The 18,908-nt window shown below is 61.0% G+C and carries 17 protein-coding genes; 11 read left to right on the top strand and 6 right to left on the bottom strand.

Features of this window, described 5'->3' with window-relative positions:
- Positions 1–8 precede the first annotated feature (8 nt).
- The 3 genes from ACIGEK_RS00490 to ACIGEK_RS00480 form a co-directional block, all read right to left on the bottom strand.
- A complete protein-coding gene (locus ACIGEK_RS00490; RefSeq protein WP_397491457.1) occupies positions 9–713 on the bottom strand; it encodes a PolC-type DNA polymerase III in 705 nt (234 codons plus the stop codon).
- Positions 710–2,641 carry a putative nucleotidyltransferase substrate binding domain-containing protein gene (locus ACIGEK_RS00485; protein WP_397491456.1) on the bottom strand — a complete coding sequence of 644 codons (1,932 nt, stop codon included), beginning with the start codon at positions 2,639–2,641 and terminating at the stop codon, positions 710–712. The genes ACIGEK_RS00490 and ACIGEK_RS00485 overlap by 4 nt, the downstream gene beginning before the upstream one ends.
- 169 nt (positions 2,642–2,810) lie before the next feature.
- The gene (locus ACIGEK_RS00480) at positions 2,811–4,988 is read right to left on the bottom strand and encodes a malate synthase G (RefSeq protein ID WP_397491455.1); all 2,178 of its coding nucleotides are present in this window, start codon (positions 4,986–4,988) and stop codon (positions 2,811–2,813) included.
- A gap of 298 nt (positions 4,989–5,286) precedes the next feature.
- On the opposite strand from ACIGEK_RS00480, the gene ACIGEK_RS00475 reads away from it, so the two are divergent.
- On the top strand, positions 5,287–5,733 hold the full coding sequence (locus tag ACIGEK_RS00475) for a GNAT family N-acetyltransferase (RefSeq protein ID WP_397491454.1): 447 nt from the start codon (positions 5,287–5,289) through the stop codon (positions 5,731–5,733).
- 21 nt (positions 5,734–5,754) lie between these two features.
- Complete coding sequence (locus ACIGEK_RS00470; protein ID WP_397491453.1) at positions 5,755–6,273, top strand: glycine cleavage system protein R; 519 nt, start codon at positions 5,755–5,757, stop codon at positions 6,271–6,273.
- A 356-nt stretch (positions 6,274–6,629) separates the two neighbouring features.
- Here ACIGEK_RS00470 and rarD read toward each other — a convergent pair whose 3' ends face one another.
- The 3 genes from rarD to ACIGEK_RS00455 form a co-directional block, all read right to left on the bottom strand.
- Positions 6,630–7,523, bottom strand: a complete 894-nt coding sequence (gene rarD / locus ACIGEK_RS00465; protein WP_397491452.1) for an EamA family transporter RarD — start codon at positions 7,521–7,523, stop codon at positions 6,630–6,632.
- 188 nt (positions 7,524–7,711) lie between these two features.
- Positions 7,712–8,686: a serine/threonine protein kinase gene (locus ACIGEK_RS00460; protein ID WP_397491451.1), complete on the bottom strand. Its 975-nt coding sequence runs from the start codon at positions 8,684–8,686 to the stop codon at positions 7,712–7,714.
- Positions 8,687–8,750: 64 nt separating this feature from the next.
- Positions 8,751–9,485: a ComF family protein gene (locus ACIGEK_RS00455; RefSeq protein WP_397491450.1), complete on the bottom strand. Its 735-nt coding sequence runs from the start codon at positions 9,483–9,485 to the stop codon at positions 8,751–8,753.
- Between the two features lie 80 nt (positions 9,486–9,565).
- On the opposite strand from ACIGEK_RS00455, the gene bioB reads away from it, so the two are divergent.
- From bioB to ACIGEK_RS00410, 9 genes are all read left to right on the top strand, one after another.
- Entirely contained in the window at positions 9,566–10,621 is a 1,056-nt protein-coding gene (gene bioB / locus ACIGEK_RS00450; RefSeq protein WP_397491449.1) for a biotin synthase BioB, read from the top strand.
- Between the two features lie 62 nt (positions 10,622–10,683).
- Positions 10,684–11,865, top strand: coding sequence for an 8-amino-7-oxononanoate synthase (bioF, locus tag ACIGEK_RS00445; protein ID WP_397491448.1), 1,182 nt, complete (start codon positions 10,684–10,686; stop codon positions 11,863–11,865).
- Positions 11,858–12,589 carry an alpha/beta fold hydrolase gene (locus tag ACIGEK_RS00440; protein WP_397491447.1) on the top strand — a complete coding sequence of 244 codons (732 nt, stop codon included), beginning with the start codon at positions 11,858–11,860 and terminating at the stop codon, positions 12,587–12,589. The genes bioF and ACIGEK_RS00440 overlap by 8 nt, the downstream gene beginning before the upstream one ends.
- Complete coding sequence (gene bioC / locus ACIGEK_RS00435; RefSeq protein WP_397491446.1) at positions 12,582–13,388, top strand: malonyl-ACP O-methyltransferase BioC; 807 nt, start codon at positions 12,582–12,584, stop codon at positions 13,386–13,388. Before ACIGEK_RS00440 ends, bioC begins: the two co-directional genes overlap by 8 nt.
- Position 13,389: 1 nt before the next feature.
- Entirely contained in the window at positions 13,390–14,079 is a 690-nt protein-coding gene (bioD, locus tag ACIGEK_RS00430) for a dethiobiotin synthase (protein ID WP_397491445.1), read from the top strand.
- A 94-nt stretch (positions 14,080–14,173) separates the two neighbouring features.
- The gene (locus tag ACIGEK_RS00425; protein WP_397491444.1) at positions 14,174–14,473 is read left to right on the top strand and encodes a hypothetical protein; all 300 of its coding nucleotides are present in this window, start codon (positions 14,174–14,176) and stop codon (positions 14,471–14,473) included.
- A gap of 155 nt (positions 14,474–14,628) precedes the next feature.
- Entirely contained in the window at positions 14,629–15,315 is a 687-nt protein-coding gene (locus tag ACIGEK_RS00420) for a putative metalloprotease CJM1_0395 family protein (RefSeq protein ID WP_397491443.1), read from the top strand.
- A 165-nt stretch (positions 15,316–15,480) separates the two neighbouring features.
- Positions 15,481–17,286 carry a phenylacyl-CoA dehydrogenase gene (locus ACIGEK_RS00415; RefSeq protein WP_304871147.1) on the top strand — a complete coding sequence of 602 codons (1,806 nt, stop codon included), beginning with the start codon at positions 15,481–15,483 and terminating at the stop codon, positions 17,284–17,286.
- A 320-nt stretch (positions 17,287–17,606) separates the two neighbouring features.
- Positions 17,607–18,896: a GGDEF domain-containing protein gene (locus ACIGEK_RS00410; protein ID WP_397491442.1), complete on the top strand. Its 1,290-nt coding sequence runs from the start codon at positions 17,607–17,609 to the stop codon at positions 18,894–18,896.
- Positions 18,897–18,908 lie beyond the last annotated feature (12 nt).

The raw sequence follows: 18,908 nt of genomic DNA, 5'->3' as shown, positions 1-18,908 counted from the left end.
CGCTGCCCTTACATCGAATGTGCCCGCTGACGGCGGCGACTATTGAGCTGTTGTAATAGCGCTGGCAGGTTGTCGAGGTGCTGCTGGCGCGCCTTGCAAAATAGAATCAGCGCGAGTTCGGCGGTGACCAAGGCGTCGGCGCTGGCATGGTGACGCTGCTGTACTTGCAGGCCGAAATGCGCGGTCCAGTCGTCCAGTCCGGCGTGGGGCAGGTTGGCTTTGGGGCAGACCAGCGGTGCGATCTCGGCGACATCGAAGAACGCATGGCGTAAGCGGTAGCTCAGGCTCTGCTTGAGGGCGCGGGCGAGCATGCGCTGGTCGAACTCGGCGTGGAAAGCCAGCAGCGTACTGTCGCCGACAAACTCCATAAAGCTCAGCAGCGCCTCGATTGGGTCCTCGCCATTGGCGATTTCGTTGGGCGCGATGCCATGGATCAGCGTGCTGGCGCTGGCCTGATGATTCAGGCGCTGCAGGGTGCATTCGAACTGCTGGCTAAGGTCGATGGCGCCGTTGTCGATTACCACCGCGCCGATCGACAGTACCTGGTCACGGCGCATATTCAGCCCGCTGGTTTCCAGGTCGAGGATAACGAAGCGCTGCTGCTGCAGTGAGCGTTCGTTGAAGGCGCAGGGCTCGGCCAGCTTGCTACGCCGCTCCAGCTGCAGTTGGGTCAGCGCCGGGCCACGCCCGCTAAACCAGGTGAACTTGCTCATAGTTGGTACCTCACGGCCAGGCTGCTTTGCAGCCGTTGCGCCTGGCGGAAGGACTCGCGCAGGATGCGTCGGTCGAGGTGGTTGAGATTATCGGGGTCGACCCGGTTGGAGTAGGGCAGGCCATCGCGCGCTTGCAGTTGGTGCTGCTGCATTCGCGCCTGTTGAATGTAGTGATAGGCCTCCTCGTAGGCCGCGCCATCCTGGGCGTCGATGACCTCCAGCTTGATCAGCGCGCGCAGCCGTTCCAGGGTGCCAACGGCGGTTACGCCATGGGCCAGGGCCAGCAGGCGGGCGCCGTCGACAAAGGGTGTCAGGCCCTGCACCTTGAGGTCCAGGGTGTCCTTCTCGGCGCCTTTGCGCGCCACTACGAAATCGCGAAATACCCCAACCGGTGGGCGCTGGCGCAGGGCGTTTTCTGCCAGCATGCGCTGGAACAGGCTATTGCCGGCTACCTGCTGGAGCAGGCCTTGGCGCAGTTGCTCGCAACCCTGTGGCTCGCCCCATACCGCACGCAGATCGAAGTAGATGCTCGAAGCCAGCAGATTCTCCGGGGTGGCCTCCTGCACAAAGCTGCTGAAGCGCCGTGACCATTCCTGGCGCGACAGGCACAGCTCGGGGTTGCCGGCCATGATGTTGCCCTTGCACAGGGTAAAGTCGCACTGCGCCAGGCGCAGGTTGATCTCATGCGCCAACGGCAGCAAGCGGCCGCGAATGGCGGCGGCCTCAGCTGCGTCGGCGGCTTCGAAGAGGATGCCGTTGTCCTGGTCGGTGTACAGGGTTTGCTCGCTGCGGCCCTCGCTGCCGAACACCAGCCAGGTGAATCGCACGCCAGGGTCACCGAGGTCTTCCAGGGTCAGTTCGATCACCCGGCAGACGGTGTGGTCGTTGAGCAGGGTGATCAGCTGGGTGATCTGCGTCGAGCTGGCGCCGTGGGCGAGCATGCTGTCGACCAGTTGGCGGACATCGCTGCGCAGCGCTGCCAGGGTTTCCACCCGTCCGGCGTGGCGAATGGTGCGCGCCAGATGGACCAGATCGACCCGCTGCAGGCTGAACAGATCACGCTCGGAAATCACCCCGCACAGTTGGCCATGCTCAACCAGGCACACATGGGCGATATGCCGCTCGGTCATGGCCATCGCCGCATCGAAGGCGCTGGCATCTGGCGGCAGATGGAAGGGTGATTGGGTCATCAGGCGGTCGATGGGCTGGGTCAGGTCGACGCCATCGGCCACCACGCGGCGCAGGTCGCGCAGGGTGAAAATGCCCAGTGGTTTCAGTTTGGGATCAACGATCACGATGCTGCCGACCTGCTGCTCGTGCATCAGTTTGACCGCATCGCGCAGCGGCATGTCCGGGGCGCAGCTGATCGGGGTGCGCATGGCCAGTTGGCCGAGGCGGGTGTCGAGGGAATATTGCGCGCCGAGGGTTTCCACCGCGCGCATCTGCACCTGCTGGTTGACCTGATCGAGCAGGCTGCTGACCCCGCGCAGAGCAAAGTCGCGCAGCGGGTTGGACAGCGAGAACAGCTTGATAAAGGCCGGCTTGTTCAGCAGCAGGCAGAAGGTGTCTTCGGCGGCTAGGTGTTCGGTGCGGGTCGCGCGCTCGCCAATCAACGCGGCCAGCGGGAAGCATTCGCCAGTGGTGATCTCGAAGGTGGTTTCCGTACCGCGCCGCGCCGAATGTGGGCGTTCGCCATGCACGCGGCCCTGTTTGACGATGTAGAAGTGCTCAACCGGGCCGTCGGTTGGCTTGATGATGGTTTCACCTTCGCCATAAAAACGCAGCTGACAGTTCTCCACCAGATACGCCAAGTGAGCGGCATCCATCTGATTGAACGGCGGGAATTTCTGCAGAAAGGCCATGGTGCCATGGATGTTCTGCAGCACCGCCGTCTTGCCTGCCTGTGCGATTGCGTCTGCGCTGCTCATGGGCGGCCTCGGGGGTTGGCTATATACGCATGATCGGCCTTTGCTGTCGCACGAGCCATTGGACGTAAGTCTAGACGGCAGGCGCCGCCTGAAATGGCCAGTTTTTGGGTACTTGTGCGCAATAAAAAACCGCCCCGAAGGGCGGTTTTTATGTGGCTACAGCTGCGGGTTACAGGCCGTTGGCGGCTTTGAACTCGCGGCGGCGGCGGTGCAGGACCGGCTCGGTGTAGCCGTTCGGCTGCTTGGCGCCTTCGACCACCAGTTCCAGGGCGGCCTGGAAGGCGATGTTGCTGTCGAAGTTCGGTGCCAGCGGACGGTACAGCGGGTCAGCCGCGTTCTGACGATCAACCACCGGTGCCATGCGCTTGAGGCTGGCCACGATCTGCTCTTCAGTGGCGATGCCATGACGCAGCCAGTTGGCCAACAGCTGGCTGGAGATACGCAGGGTGGCGCGGTCTTCCATCAGGCCGACGTCATTGATATCCGGCACCTTGGAGCAGCCGACGCCTTGGTCGATCCAGCGCACTACATAACCGAGGATACCCTGCGAGTTGTTGTCCAGTTCGTTCTGGATCTCGTCAGCCGACCAGTTGGTATCCTTGGCCAGCGGGATGCTCAGGATGTCGTCGATGGACGCGCGCTCACGCTTGGTCAGTTCGGCCTGACGGGCGAACACGTCGACCTTGTGATAGTGCAGCGCGTGCAGCGCGGCGGCGGTTGGCGACGGTACCCAGGCGGTGTTGGCACCGGCCAGTGGGTGAGCGATCTTCTGCTCCAACATGCCAGCCATCAGGTCGGGCATGGCCCACATGCCTTTACCGATTTGCGCGCGACCTTGCAGGCCGGTGGCCAGGCCGATGTCGACGTTCCAGTTCTCGTAAGCGCTGATCCACTTCTCGGCTTTCATGGCGGCTTTGCGCACCACGGCGCCGGCTTCCATGGAAGTGTGGATTTCGTCACCGGTGCGGTCGAGGAAGCCGGTGTTGATGAACACCACGCGCTCGCTGGCTGCTTTGATACACGCCTTGAGGTTGACGGTGGTGCGGCGCTCTTCGTCCATGATGCCGACTTTCAGGGTGTTGCGAGTCAGGCCCAGGACGTCTTCAACGCGACCGAAGATTTCGGTGGTGAAAGCGACTTCTTCCGGACCGTGCATCTTCGGTTTAACGATGTACACCGAACCGGTGCGGGTGTTCTTGCGGCTGGTGTTGCCATTCAGATTGTGCACGGCGATCAGGCTGGTGAACAGCGCGTCCTGAATGCCTTCCGGAACTTCGTTGCCTTGGGCATCGAGGATCGCCGGGTTGGTCATCAGGTGGCCGACGTTACGCACGAACAGCAGGCTGCGACCGTGCAGGGTCAGCTCACTACCATCGGTCTTGGTGTAGACGCGATCCGGGTTCATGGTGCGGGTGAAGGTCTGGCCGCCCTTGACCACTTCTTCCGCCAGGTCGCCCTTCATCAGGCCGAGCCAGTTCTTGTAGATCACCACTTTGTCGTCGGCATCGACGGCGGCTACGGAGTCTTCGCAGTCCATGATGGTGGTCAGCGCAGCTTCCATCAGCACGTCTTTAACGCCGGCCGCGTCGGTCTGGCCGACTGGGGTGCTGGCGTCGATCTGGATTTCGAAATGCAGGCCGTTGTGCTTGAGCAGTACGGCGATTGGCGCATCGCTTGCGCCCTGGAAGCCAACCAGTTGCGCGTCGTCACGCAGGCCGCTGTTGCTGCCGCCTTTGAGGCTGACAACCAGCTTGCCGGCTTCGATGCGGTAACCGGTGGAATCGACGTGCGAGCCCGCAGCCAGCGGCGCGGCATCGTCGAGGAAGGCGCGGGCGAAGGCGATTACCTTGTCACCACGAACCTTGTTGTAGCCGCGGCCTTTCTCGGCGCCGCCTTCTTCGCTGATCACGTCAGTGCCGTACAGGGCATCGTACAGCGAGCCCCAGCGTGCGTTGGAGGCGTTGAGGGCAAAGCGCGCGTTCATCACCGGCACAACCAACTGCGGGCCAGCCAGACGGGCGATTTCTTCGTCGACGTTCTGCGTGGTGGCCTGGAAGTCAGCTGGCTCGGGTAGCAGGTAGCCGATTTCCTGAAGGAAGGCTTTATAAGCTGCTGCGTCATGCGCTTGGCCAGCGCGGGCTTGATGCCAGCCGTCAATCTGCGCCTGAATCGCATCGCGTTTGGCGAGCAGCGCACGATTTTTCGGGGCCAGGTCATTGATGACCGCTTCGGCACCCGCCCAGAACGTTTCGGCAGCAATGCCGGTACCGGGGATGGCTTCGTTATTCACGAAGTCGAACAGCACTTTGGCAACCTGCAGGCTGCCTACTTGAACGCGTTCAGTCATCACTTGCCTCACTCTGCTCAGCTCTACTCAATAGCCGCGTCGGACATGGGAAATACGTCATGTAGTCCGAGGCGCGGCATACTACATCAAGATCCGGGGAAAATCAGTGGGTGCGCGTCGCTCTGCGACCAAGAAGTGCTTTGCAGTCACTGTGTGTGGCGTATTGTCGCGGTAAGCTTTGAATATTGTTTCATAAAAGTTAAAAAACAGTACACAGTTTATTGCGCGAGTTTCTCGCTCTGCTTGCCTTGGCATGCCTGCCTATACTGCAGCCCCACCGTCTAGGAGTGTGACCACCATGCATATACTGGCAGCCACAGCAGCAGATCTGGACGAGCTGGCCGAGCTGTTTGGCGCGTATCTGCGCTTCTATGAGGTGGCTAAACCTCAGGCGCAGGTGCGGGCCTTTCTCGCCGCGCGTCTGCACAGCAGTGATTCGACCATCTTGTTGGCTCGTGATGAGCGGGGGGCGGCATTGGGCTTTGTTCAGCTCTATGCGTTTTTCTCCTCGCTGGCGCTGCAGCCAGCTTGGTTGCTGAGTGATCTGTATGTCAGCGAACAGGCACGCCGCCAAGGCGTTGGCGAAGCGCTGATGAATGCGGTCCGTGCTCATGCCGAAGCCGCGGGCGCCTGCGGTTTGCAGTTGGAGACGGCAAAGAGCAATCTGCCAGGACAATCCCTCTACGAACGCCTGGGTTATGTGCGTGATGAGGTGTTTTATACCTATTGGCTGGCGCTCAAATAAGCCTCGTATAAGGAGCTGTTTATGGATCATCTGGTATTGACGGTTATTGCCCAGGATCAGCCAGGGCTGGTCGAGCGTATCGCCCAGTGCATCAGTGAGCACGGCGGCAACTGGCTAGAAAGCCGTATGTCACGCATGGCCGGGCAGTTCGCCGGGATTCTGCGGGTCGATGTGCCACTGGATGCGCACTCCGGTTTGGTTGCGGCGCTGGAGGCGTTGCAGGGGCAGGGCATTCGAGTGCAAGTCGCCGCAGGAGGGATTGAGCCGGCAAGCGTTTGGCAGGCGATTCGCCTGGAACTGGTGGGCAATGATCGGCCAGGTATCGTGCGCGATATCACCCGCCTGCTTAGCAGCCATGGCGTCAACCTGGAACGCTTGAGCACCGAGGTGGTGCCGGCGCCCATGAGTGGTGAACTGCTATTCCAGGCCCAGGCGTTATTGGGCGTGCCGCAGAGCCTGAGCCTAGAGCAGTTGCAGACGCACCTGGAAACCCTGGCTGATGATCTGATGGTTGAGCTGAAGTTGCAGGCTGAAGACTAGCAGGCCGTTGAAGGCTACCTGCGTTGGCAATACGGCGTTAAAAACAGGCTCGGAATGCTCATTTACACCAGCAAACTCCGCTTCCTCGCCAGTTTTTGCCTTGTCTTGCCTGCCTCGCCTACGCTTCAACAGCCTGCTAGAGCCACTGCTTATCCACGATCGATGTGGATAACTCTGTGAGTAGCATGAGGAGCCCCGGAGCACTGCTTAGTGCCCCGGGGCTTTTTGCTAAGTGCTTATTTTTTAAGCGCTTAGCAACTGGTTGTGCACAAAGGTCGGGGATGCTTCTGTGGATAAGCCGGGGGCAACTGGCTGCAGCCCAGGCGCGCTGTAAGCTGCAGCCAGTTGTCTGTTTTTTAACCAGGTTGGCGTTTACGTAGCGTCAGCCAGGCATCCACGCTATAGATCGCCAGGCCGGCCCAGATGCAGATAAAGGCCAGCAACTTGCTCGGGTCGAAGTGTTCGCCGAACAGGAAGATCGCCTGCAGCAGCACCAGGGTTGGCGCCAGGTACTGCAGAAAGCCTAGGGTGGTGTAGGGCAGGTGCCGTGCCGCAGCATTGAAGCACACCAGTGGCACCAGGGTGATTGGGCCTGCTGCTATCAGCCAGAGGGCCTCTGGCGTGTTCCAGAAATCGGCTTGAGTGCTCATCGCTGCCGGGTTGAGGAGTAACCAGCCGATGGCCACAGGTAGTAACAGCCAGGTTTCCACTACTAACCCGGGCAGGGCTGCCACCGGAGCCTGTTTGCGAATCAATCCGTAGAAGCCAAAAGTCAGCGCCAGCACCAGTGATACCCAAGGAATGCTGCCAACCTGCCACAGCTGTTGCAGCACCCCTAGTGCGGCCAAGGTCACGGCCAGCCACTGCAGTCGACGTAAGCGCTCGCCGAGAATCAGCATGCCCAGCAGCACATTGATCAGCGGATTGATGTAATAACCCAAGCTGGCTTCGAGCATGCGACCGTTATTTACCGCCCATACATACACCAGCCAGTTGCTGGCGATCAGCATGCCGCTAAGGCCCAAAACGGCGAAGCGCTTGGGATTGTCCCGCAGCTCACGCAGCCAGCCGGGGTGCTTCCAGGCCATCAGCAGCAAGGCCCCGAACACGGCCGACCAGAGTGCCCGATGCACGATGATCTCCACCGCCGGAACGCTTTGCATGGCTTTGAAGTAGAGCGGGAAAAGACCCCAGATGATGTAGGCGGTCAGGCCGAGTATGTACCCGCGACGCGGGTTGGCGGTGGCCATGCAGGGTCCTTGCTTAGGCTGCTAACTAGAGGTTTGCGATTCTAGTCGGCGCAGTGCGGGCTTGTCTGGACGGGCAGGATTTTCTTCGGCGTTCCAGGCTACTTGGCTGTAACAAAGACGTTACAGCTGCAGGGCTAACTGTAGTGGTCAGGCCTAGCCCGGATTGCACCCGGGCTATGCAGTGGACGTCAAAACAGCTTTAGCGGCTCTTCATCCAGCGCCGACAGCTGCTCACGCAGAATCAGGATCTGATCGCCCCAGTAACGCTCGCTGCCGAACCAGGGGAAGCTCATCGGGAAGGCTGGGTCGTCCCAGCGCCGTGCCAGCCAGGCGCTGTAGTGCATCAGGCGCAGTGCGCGCAGCCCCTCAATCAGCGGCAGTTCGCGCTGATTGAAATCGTGAAACTCCTGATAGCCATCCATCAACTCTGAGAGCTGGCCGAGGCGCTCATGACGTTCGCCAGCCAGCATCATCCATAAATCCTGTACCGCCGGCCCCATGCGACAGTCGTCGAGGTCGACCATGTGGAAGGTCTCGTCACGGCACAGCAGGTTGCCCGGGTGGCAGTCGCCGTGCAGGCGTATCGCCTGCACCGGGTTGGCGGCGAACAGTACATCCAGACGCTTGAGCAAATCGCGCGCGACCGACTCGTAAGCCGGCAGCAGGCTGCGTGGAATAAAGTTGCCATCCAGCAGCGTTGCCAGCGATTCATGGCCGAAGTTGCTCACCTGCAAAGCTTCACGGTGGGCAAATGGTTTGAGTGAGCCGACCGCGTGCAGGCGGCCGAGCAGTTGGCCGAGGCGGTAAAGTTGGTCGAGGTTACCTGGCTCCGGTGCGCGGCCGCCGCGACGCGGAAATAGCGCAAAGCGAAAGCCGGAGTATTCAAATAAGGTTTCGCCATCGCGCACCAGTGGCGCAACCACCGGCACCTCGCACTCGGCCAGCTCGAAGGTGAAGCTGTGTTCCTCGCGAATCGCTGCATCGGTCCAGCGGTCTGGGCGATAGAACTTGGCGATCAGTGGCGTTTCGTCTTCGATGCCCACCTGGTAGACGCGGTTTTCATAACTGTTCAGCGCCAGTACGCGGGCGTCGCTGAGGTAGCCGATGCTCTCCACGGCATCCAGCACCAGGTCGGGTGTGAGTGCGGCAAATGGATGGGACATGGGCTACTCCGGTGAGTTGGCCGCAAAGTGTAACCCTTCTATCGCCGACAATGGCCGGCAGCGCTCAATCCCCCGGCTTTGGCGTGCGCGCCAGGCAATACACATCGACTCGCGCCGCACCGGCTTTCTTTAGTAGATGCGCCAGGCTCTCGGCGGTGGCGCCGGTGGTTAGCACATCATCGACCAGCGCCACATGCAGACCACTGACTTGGCTACCCGGCGCCAGAGCGAAGGCCTTGCGCAGGTTGCGTTTGCGCGTGGCTGCATCCAGTTGCTGTTGCGCCGGGGTGTCGATGACCCGCTGCAACCAGTCTTTTTGTAGCGGCAGTTGCAGTGGGGGGCTTAACCATTCACCCAGTAGGGAGGCCTGGTTGAAACCACGCTGACGCTGACGTTTATCCGCCAGCGGCACGGGTAGCAGCAGATCAGGTTTACGCAGGCCGTCATCGAAGGCATGGCGCAGGTGATGTGACAAAAGCTCGCCGAGCAGACGTCCCAATGGCCACTTGGCCTGATGCTTGAAGCGAGTAATCAGGCTGTCGATGGGAAAGGCGTAGCGCCAAGGAACCTCAACCTTGGTAAAACTCGGTGGTTTTTTCAGGCAGCCCCCGCACACCAACCCATGGCTGGGTAATGGCAGCGCGCAAACCTGGCAATGTCCACTCAACCAAGGCAGCTCTGCCTCGCAGTTGGTGCAGATGGGCAGCGTGCCATCTGCAGCTTCATCGCAGAGCAAACAAGATTGTTTGTTTTTTAGCCAGTTGTAAACCTGGCGTGGTGAGTGAGGTTGACAGCGCATAAGCCTTCCATAACTATGCCGAACATCCGTGTCGTGCTTGCTCAGCGTAGCAAGCCACTGCCAATAACAAGGAATAACCGATGAGCGCTACTACCGCTGCCAATCTGCGTCACGACTGGACTCTCCCTGAGGTCAAAGCGCTCTTCGAGCAACCGTTCAACGACCTGCTGTTCGCTGCGCAAACCGTGCACCGCGCGCATTTTGATGCGAACCGTGTGCAGGTTTCGACCTTGCTCTCGATCAAGACCGGCGCCTGCCCAGAAGACTGCAAATACTGCCCGCAGTCCGGCCACTACAACACCGGCCTGGAAAAGGAAAAACTGCTGGAAGTGCAGAAGGTGCTGGAGGCCGCCGCTGAGGCCAAGGCTATCGGCTCCACGCGCTTCTGCATGGGCGCGGCGTGGAAGCATCCGTCTGCCAAAGACATGCCTTACGTGTTGAAAATGGTTGAAGGTGTGAAGGCCCTGGGCCTGGAAACCTGCATGACTCTGGGCAAGCTCGACAAGGAGCAGACTCAAGCCCTGGCCGAAGCGGGCCTCGACTACTACAACCACAACCTGGATACCTCGCCGGAGTTCTACGGCAACATCATCACCACCCGTACCTACGGCGAGCGCCTGGAAACTCTGGCCTATGTGCGTGATTCTGGGATGAAGATCTGCTCCGGTGGCATCCTCGGCATGGGCGAGTCGCTGGACGACCGCGCTGGGCTGCTGATTCAGCTGGCCAACCTGCCGGAGCATCCGGAGTCGGTGCCGATCAATATGCTGGTGAAGGTCAAGGGCACGCCACTGGCCGATGAGCAGGACGTTGACCCGTTCGACTTTATTCGCATGCTCGCCGTGGCGCGGATCATGATGCCGCAGTCGCACGTGCGCCTGTCCGCCGGTCGCGAGGCAATGAATGAGCAGATGCAATCTCTAGCCTTCCTCGCCGGCGCCAACTCGATCTTCTATGGCGAGAAGCTGCTGACCACCGCAAACCCGCAGGCCAACAAAGATATGGAGTTGTTTGCCCGCCTCGGCATCAAGCCGGAAGAGCGCGAAGAGCACGCAGATGAAGTGCATCAGGCCGCTATCGAGCAGGCCTTGGTCGAGCAGCGCGACTCCAAGCTGTTCTACAACGCTGCGGTCTGACTGCTGTACGCGCCTCACTCCTATATCCGGAGTGGGGCGTTAATGCCTCCTCCGAGATAGCCATGAGCTTCGATCTTGCCACTCGCCTCGCCGAGCGCCGCACCGCCAACCTCTATCGCCAGCGCCCCATGCTTGAATCGCCGCAAGGGCCGTTGGTGCAGGTCGATGGTCGGCAGCTGCTGGCCTTCTGTTCCAACGACTACCTCGGCCTGGCTAATCACCCGCAAGTGATCGAAGCCTGGCGCGCCGGCGCGGAAAAGTGGGGGGTGGGCGGCGGCGCATCGCATCTGGTGATTGGCCATAGCACGCCGCACCATGAGTTAGAAGAAGCGCTCGCCGAGTTTACTGAGCGGCCCCGGGCGTTGCTGTTTTCTACCGGCTATATGGCCAACCTCGGCGCGGTCACTGCGTTGGTCGGGCAGGGCGACAGTGTGTTGGAGGACCGCCTTAACCATGCCTCCCTGCTGGACGCCGGCTTGCTCAGCGGTGCGCGGTTTTCCCGCTATCTACACAACGATACGGTGAGCCTGGCCAATCGCCTGCGCAAAGCTACTGGCAATACCTTGGTGGTCACCGACGGCGTATTCAGCATGGACGGCGATCTGGCCGACTTGCCTGCACTCTGTGCCGAAGCGCGTCGCGCCAATGCCTGGGTGATGGTTGATGATGCCCATGGTTTCGGCCCGCTGGGCGCCACCGGCGGCGGGATTGTCGAGCATTTCGGTCTGGGCGCAGATGATGTGCAGGTACTGGTTGGCACCTTGGGCAAGGCCTTCGGCACCGCCGGTGCCTTTGTCGCCGGCAGCGAGGAGCTGATCGAAACCCTGGTGCAGTTCGCTCGCCCCTATATCTACACCACTAGCCAGCCACCGGCGCTGGCCTGCGCCACCCTGAAAAGCCTGGAATTGCTGCGCAGCGAGCACTGGCGGCGCGAGCATTTGAATGCATTGATCAAGCGCTTCCGCGAAGGCGCCCAGGCCATCGGCCTTGAACTGATGGACAGCACCACGCCGATTCAGCCGATTCTGATCGGCGACAGCGGCCGCACCATGCAGCTGTCACAGATGCTGCGCGAGCGCGGTCTGCTGGTTACCGCGATTCGACCGCCCACCGTACCATCCGGCAGCGCCCGCCTGCGCGTGACCCTGTCCGCCGCCCATAGTCTTGAACAGCTGGAGCTGCTGCTGGAAGCGTTAGCTGAGTGCTGGCCGCTGCTGACTGGCGAGGCAGCTGCACATGCGTGATCGGCTGATTCTGTTACCCGGCTGGGGCCTCGGCACTGCGCCATTGCAGGCGCTGGCTGATGCCTTGCATGGCCTCGATTCACGGCTACATGTGCAGATTGAGCCGCTGCCTTTACTGTCCTCCAGCGACCCCGCCGATTGGCTGGACGAGCTGGACGCCAGCTTGCCACAGGACGTCTGGCTCGGTGGTTGGTCACTCGGCGGCATGCTCGCCGCTGAGCTGGCGTCGCGCCGTGGCGAACGCTGCAGTGGCCTACTGACTATGGCCAGCAATCTGCGCTTTGTGGCTGAGCCAGGTTGGCCTGCAGCGATGTCTGCCGAGACTTTTAACGCTTTCCGTCAGGGCTGCGCCGCCGATGTCTCCGCGACCCTGAAGCGTTTTGCTCTGCTTTGTGCCCGGGGTGCGGCGGATGCTCGCGGCCTGTCGCGGCAATTACAGGCGGCGGCTCCGCAGGTGCAGCCAGAGATGCTGTTGGCCGGGCTGGACCTGCTCGCGAACCTGGATGCGCGGGCCGCGCTGCAAGCCTTTGTCGGACCGCAGCTGCATCTGTTCGCCGGTCAAGATGCCCTGGTTCCTGCAGGTGCCGCGCAGGCCTTGCTGGCGCTGCTGCCGGATGTCGAGGTTGGCCTGATTGATAACGCTAGCCACGCCTTTGCCCTGGAGCGTCCGCATGAAATTGCGGCGGCGATTCAGGCGTTCCTGCATGAGGCCGGTGATGACTGACCTGGCCCATGACCCACGCGGCAGCCTACCGGATAAGCGTCAGGTAGCGGCGTCGTTCTCCCGCGCGGCTGACAGCTACGACAGCGTGGCAGCTCTGCAGCGCGATGTCGGTCAGCAGTTGCTGGCGCAGTTACCGGCCACGATCAGCCCGGAGCGCTGGCTCGACCTGGGGTGCGGCACGGGCTATTTCAGTCGCGCCCTGGGCGCGCGGTTTCCGGCCAGTCAGGGCGTGGCCCTGGATATTGCCGAAGGCATGTTGCAGCACGCTCGGCCGCTGGGCGGCGCGCAGCAGTTTATTGCAGGCGATGCCGAGCGTTTGCCGTTGCGTAACGAATCCTGCGACCTGCTGTTCTCCAGTCTGGCGCTGCAGTGGTGTGCGGACTTTACCGCTGTGCTTAGCGAAGCGGCGCGCGTGCTCAGGCCTGGCGGTGTGTTGGCATTTAGCAGTCTGTGCGTCGGCACCCTGCAGGAGCTGCGCGACAGCTGGCTGGCGGTGGATGGCTTTATTCACGTCAACCGCTTCCGCCGCTTCGAGGATTATCAGCGCCTGTGCAGCGACAGCAGCTTGGCGCCGCTTGCCTTGCACGTCACGCCTGAAACTCTTTATTACCCGGATGTGCGCAGCCTGACCCATGAGCTAAAGGCCCTCGGTGCGCACAACCTCAACCCCGGCCGGCCAGGCGGTTTGACCGGGCGGGCGCGCATGCTGGCGCTGCTCAATGCCTATGAACAGTTCCGTCAGCCGCAAGGCCTGCCGGCGACCTATCAGGTGGTTTACGGCGTGTTGCGTAAGGATTGATATGAGCACGGCTTTTTTCGTCACCGGCACCGATACCGAAATCGGCAAAACCACCATCGCCGCCGGCTTGCTGCATGGGGCGCGTTTGGCCGGCTTATCCACGGCTGCGGCCAAGCCGGTGGCTTCCGGCTGCGTGCGGACGGTCGATGGGCTGCGCAATGATGACGCACTGGCGCTGCTCGGCGAATGCACCCTGGCGCTACGTTACGAAGAGGTTAATCCGCTGGCATTCGAGCCGGCGATTGCCCCGCATCTGGCAGCGCGCGAAGTGGGTGTGTTGCTGGATGTTGCCGCGCTGCAGGGGCCGGTGCAGGCGATTCTGGATAAGCACGCGGACTTTACCCTTGTCGAAGGTGCGGGCGGTTGGCGCGTGCCGTTAGCTGGGCAGGCGTCCTTGTCTGATCTGGCAGTTGCCCTGCAATTACCGGTGATTCTGGTGGTTGGCGTGCGCCTGGGCTGCATCAATCAGGCGCTGCTGACGGCAGAGGCAATCCTGCGTGACGGCCTGACGCTGGCTGGCTGGGTGGCCAATCTTGTCGACCCGCATACCTCGCGTCTTGAGGACAATCTGGCCACCCTGGCCGAGCGTTTGCCTGCGCCCTGCCTAGGCTATGTGCCGCGCCTGGCCGAGGCCACGCCGGCTGCGGTTTCTGGCTATCTCAACCTCGGCTTATTGCACCGCGCGCTATAAGCCGGGCAAGTGCCATAGCCTTTTGCTTGTACGTTTTTCGAGCAATTTCTGCTTCAATTGAATCGTTAGTGGTTTGCCATAGCGGAGCTTGGGCATGGAAATTTCTGGAAGCGCCTTCAATTCGGGCATCAGCACCATTCAATCCGGCCAGCGTCGGGTCGATCAGGCTGCGGCGGATATCGCCAGCAATGCGGTTACCCAGCCGCAGCAGCCGAATTCCACGCCGCCAGCCAATCAGGTCAATCCTGCGCCCAGCTCGGCCGAGCAGACTCGTCCCGATCTGGCGGAAAGTCTGGTCGCCCTGCGCCAAGGTCAGAGTGAGGCGGAAGCGGGTGCCAAGGTGGTGAAAACTGCCGATGAGGTGCTCGGTACCCTGATTGATACAACGGCTTGATACGCTTGCCCCGAGCGTAGTCCGGCTCTGTTGCGGAGTTTTAGCTGTCAGGGGCGAGGAGTCATTGCATGCAGATTGGTGGCGCAACGTCTTATCCTGCGCCTGCAGCAACTCTACTGCCGGCTCGCTCTCTTGCGTCCAATGTTTCCCCTGATGTGTCCCCCGATATCACCCGTGCCGTCCAGGCGCCGGTAACCGCTGGCCAGCCGTTAGCCGACGAGCAATCGGCTTCCGCGCGTGAAGAGGCCGACAAGCCAGCCGACGCCTCGGCAAATTCTGATAAGTCCAAAAGCCCCGAAGGCGAACCCAGCCCCCAGCAGCAACGTAGCGAACAGCTGGAAATCGCCAAGCTGGTCAGTCGTGATCAGGAGGTGCGCACCCACGAGCAAGCGCACGCTGCCGTTGGCGGTCGCTATGCCGGCGCGCCGAGTTACACCTATGAGCGCGGGCCTGACGGTAAACGCTACGCGATTGGGGGTGAGGTTGGCATCGATACCGGAGCCGTGCCGAATAATCCTGAAGCCACCCTGAGCAAGATGGAGTTGGTCATTCGCGCGGCTCTGGCTCCTGCCGAACCCTCTGCGCAGGATCGCCAGGTGGCAGCGCAGGCGCAGGTAAAAATGGCCGAGGCCCGTGTGCAGCTGGCGCAGCAGCAGCGCAGTGAAGCGCAGGCTGCCATTGATGCGCGTGCCGAGCAGCGTAAAGAAGATGAGAAGCCTGCCGAGGATGACAAATCCGCTGCTGCGACCCAGCAGGATCAGCCACCACCACCTAGTCTTGATCTGTACAAGCAACTAAGTGGTTTGCAGGCGCCGGCCCCGGTTGTCGATCTGGTGGCCTGAACGGCGCTTGGGGTGCTTGACATTAAATAGGCATAAACGTATGTTTCAAACGCTTGTTTGATTAGCTCGGTTGCCAAGGGGCAGGCGAGCACCGGGATTGCTCCCGAAAACGACCGAATAACCGGTCACCTACACACTAAGAATCCACCGCAGAGGTCAACCGCTATGCCTGATTACAAGGCCCCCTTGCGTGATATCCGTTTCGTACGCGACGAACTGCTCGGCTACGAAGCGCATTATCAGAGCCTGCCTGGCTGCCAGGACGCTACTCCGGATATGGTCGACGCCATCCTTGAAGAAGGCGCCAAGTTCTGTGAGCAAGTGCTGTCTCCACTGAACCGTGTAGGTGACACCGAAGGTTGCACCTGGTCCGCCGAAGGCGTGAAAACCCCAACCGGTTTCAAAGCAGCCTATAAGCAGTATGTAGAAGGCGGCTGGCCGAGCCTGGCTCACGACGTTGACCATGGTGGCCAAGGTCTGCCTGAGTCCTTGGGTCTGGTTGTCAGCGAAATGGTCGGCACCTCGAACTGGTCGTGGGGCATGTACCCAGGCCTGTCGCACGGCGCGATGAACACCATTGCTGAGCACGGTACTGACGATCAGAAGCACACTTACCTGACCAAGCTGGTATCCGGTGAGTGGACTGGCACCATGTGCCTGACCGAGCCGCATTGCGGCACCGATCTGGGCATGCTGCGTACCAAGGCTGAGCCTCAGGCTGACGGCTCGTACAAAGTATCCGGCACCAAAATCTTTATCTCCGCTGGTGAGCACGACATGGCCGATAACATCGTCCACATCGTTCTGGCCCGCCTGCCGGACGCGCCGCAAGGCACCAAAGGCATCTCGCTGTTCATCGTGCCGAAGTTCTCGGTTAACGCTGACGGCACCGTTGGCGCACGTAACGCCGTTTCCTGTGGCTCGCTCGAACACAAGATGGGTATCCACGGTAACGCCACCTGCGTGATGAACTTTGACGGTGCAACCGGTTACCTGATCGGTCCAGCCAACAAAGGCCTGAACTGCATGTTCACTTTTATGAACACGGCTCGCCTGGGTACTGCTCTGCAAGGTCTGGCTCACGCTGAAATCGGTTTCCAGGGTGGCCTGAAGTACGCTCGTGAGCGTCTGCAGATGCGTTCCCTGACTGGCCCGAAAGCGCCGGAAAAAGCTGCTGACCCGATCATTGTCCACCCGGACGTGCGTCGCATGCTGCTGACCATGAAAGCCTTCGCCGAAGGCAACCGCGCGATGGTGTACTTCACCGCCAAGCAGGTTGATATCGTCAAGTACAGCAAAGACGAAGCCGAGAAGAAGCAAGCCGACGCACTGCTGGCTTTCCTTACTCCAATCGCTAAAGCGTTCATGACCGAAGTTGGCTTTGAAGCTGCCAACCACGGCGTACAGATCTATGGCGGCCACGGCTTTATCGCCGAGTGGGGCATGGAGCAGAACGTTCGCGACAGCCGTATCTCCATGCTGTACGAAGGCACCACCGGTATCCAGGCACTCGACCTGCTGGGCCGTAAAGTGCTGCAGACTCAAGGCGAAGCGCTGAAAGGCTTCACCAAGATCGTGCACAAGTTCTGCCAGGCCAACGAAGGCAACGACGCTGTCAAAGCGCTGGTTGCACCACTGGCCAAGCTGAACAAAGAGTGGGGCGACATCACCATGAAAGTGGGCATGGCCGCCATGAAGGACCGTGAAGAAGTCGGCGCCGCTTCGGTGGATTACCTGATGTATTCCGGTTACGTCTGCCTGGCTTACTTCTGGGCTGATATGGCTCGCCTGGCTGCCGAGAAGATTGCTGCAGGTACTGAAGACGAGGCTTTCTACAAAGCCAAGCTGCAGACTGCCAACTTCTACTTCGCACGCATTCTGCCGCGCACCCGTGCGCACGTTGACGCCATGCTGTCTGGTGCCAACAACCTGATGGATATGGACGAAGAGCATTTTGCTCTGGGCTACTAAGCCTTAGGCTCCACCGCAGATCGAAAACCGCTACCCCCTGGGGTGGCGGTTTTTTTATGTTCAGCACATCCATGTGCTTCACCCCTTTGGGGCTTGCGCGCAAAAGCGCTCCCGGCGCTTTTGTGACCCGCCATCCCTGGCCGCCACCCTTCGGGCCGTCGCTGCGCGACAGTTAAAAACTGTCCCAGACAGTTTTTTGTTGGGCGAACTGAAAAGTCCCGGGCAGCTTGTCGATTTGCCTGTGAGGTTCCGTGCGCAATGCGCTCGTTGCAGGCAAACTGCGCGACGTTATCCACTTTTATTGCGGTGTGGAGCCTGTCTTGTCGCGTCTTGTTGCTGTGCGCTTCAGCCATTTTCTGCCTTCGCTGCTGCTTCTGGTCGGCGGCTTGCTGTTGGCGCGATTGGCGGTGCTGAGTGAATTTTTCACTTCGTTGTTCAATGTGCTGCCTACGCTGCTGCTGTTGCTCGGCGGCGCGTTCTGTATGGTGTATGGCCGCCAGCGCGAAGTGTTTCTGCTGTTGACGCTGTACCTCGGTTACTTCCTGCTCGATACCCAGGTCGATCACTTTCGCGCCACGGGGCAGGTGCGCAGTGATGCGGCGCTGATCTTCCATCTGTGCAGCCTATTGCTGCCGCTGCTCTACAGCCTTTACGCCGCCTGGCAGGAGCGCACTCACCTGCTGCAGGACCTGATCGCCCGGGCTGCTGTTCTGCTGGCGGTCAGTGCGGTGGCAGTGGGCCTGGCGCAGCGCTTTCCCGAGGCGTTGCTGCACTGGTTGTCGCTGGTGCGCTGGCCGGCGCTGCAGGTCGAGTGGCTGGCGCTGGTGCAACTGGCCTATCCGGTATTTATCCTTGGTCTGATCCTGCTGGCGGTACAGTACCTGCGCGCGCCACGGCCGTTGCATGCGGCGCAGTTGCTGGGGTTGTGCGGCCTGCTGTGGATGCTGCCGAATACTTTTATCTTGCCCAATGCGCTGAATGTAATGAGCAGCCAGATCATGCTGATCCTAGTCGCGGCGGTGGCGCACGAGGCCTATCAGATGGCCTTCCGTGACGAACTTACCGGCCTGCCGGGACGCCGCGCCTTGAATGAACGCCTGCAGCGTCTGGGCCGTAGTTATGTGATTGCTATGGCCGATGTCGATCATTTCAAGAAATTCAACGACACCCACGGCCACGATGTTGGCGATCAGGTGCTGCGCCTGGTCGCCGCTCAGCTGCGCAAGATCGGTGGCGGGGGCAAGGCCTACCGTTATGGTGGCGAGGAGTTCACCCTGGTGTTCCCCGGCAAGACGCTTGAGGAATGCCTGCCGCACCTTGAAGTGATACGCCAGGCCATCGAGACCTACCGCATCCAGCTACGCGATAAACAGCAGCGCCCGCAGGATGACAAGCAGGGCAGAGCGCGGCGGGCCGGTAGCGCGGCCAGTCAGGTGTCGGTGACGGTGAGTATGGGCGTGGCCGAGCGCGGGCTGGAGCAGCGTAGCCCAGAGGAAGTACTCAAGGCCGCCGACCAGGCGTTGTATAACGCCAAGGGCGCCGGGCGTAACTGTGTGCGCAGTTATGGCCAGCGGCGCGGCGCGGTAAAGCTGGAAGCTTCGCGTAACTAAGGCCGTCGGCTA

This window comes from Pseudomonas sp. NPDC079086 (assembly GCF_044542155.1).
Lineage (GTDB): Bacteria > Pseudomonadota > Gammaproteobacteria > Pseudomonadales > Pseudomonadaceae > Aquipseudomonas.
This window is presented reverse-complemented; position numbering and strand designations above follow the sequence as displayed.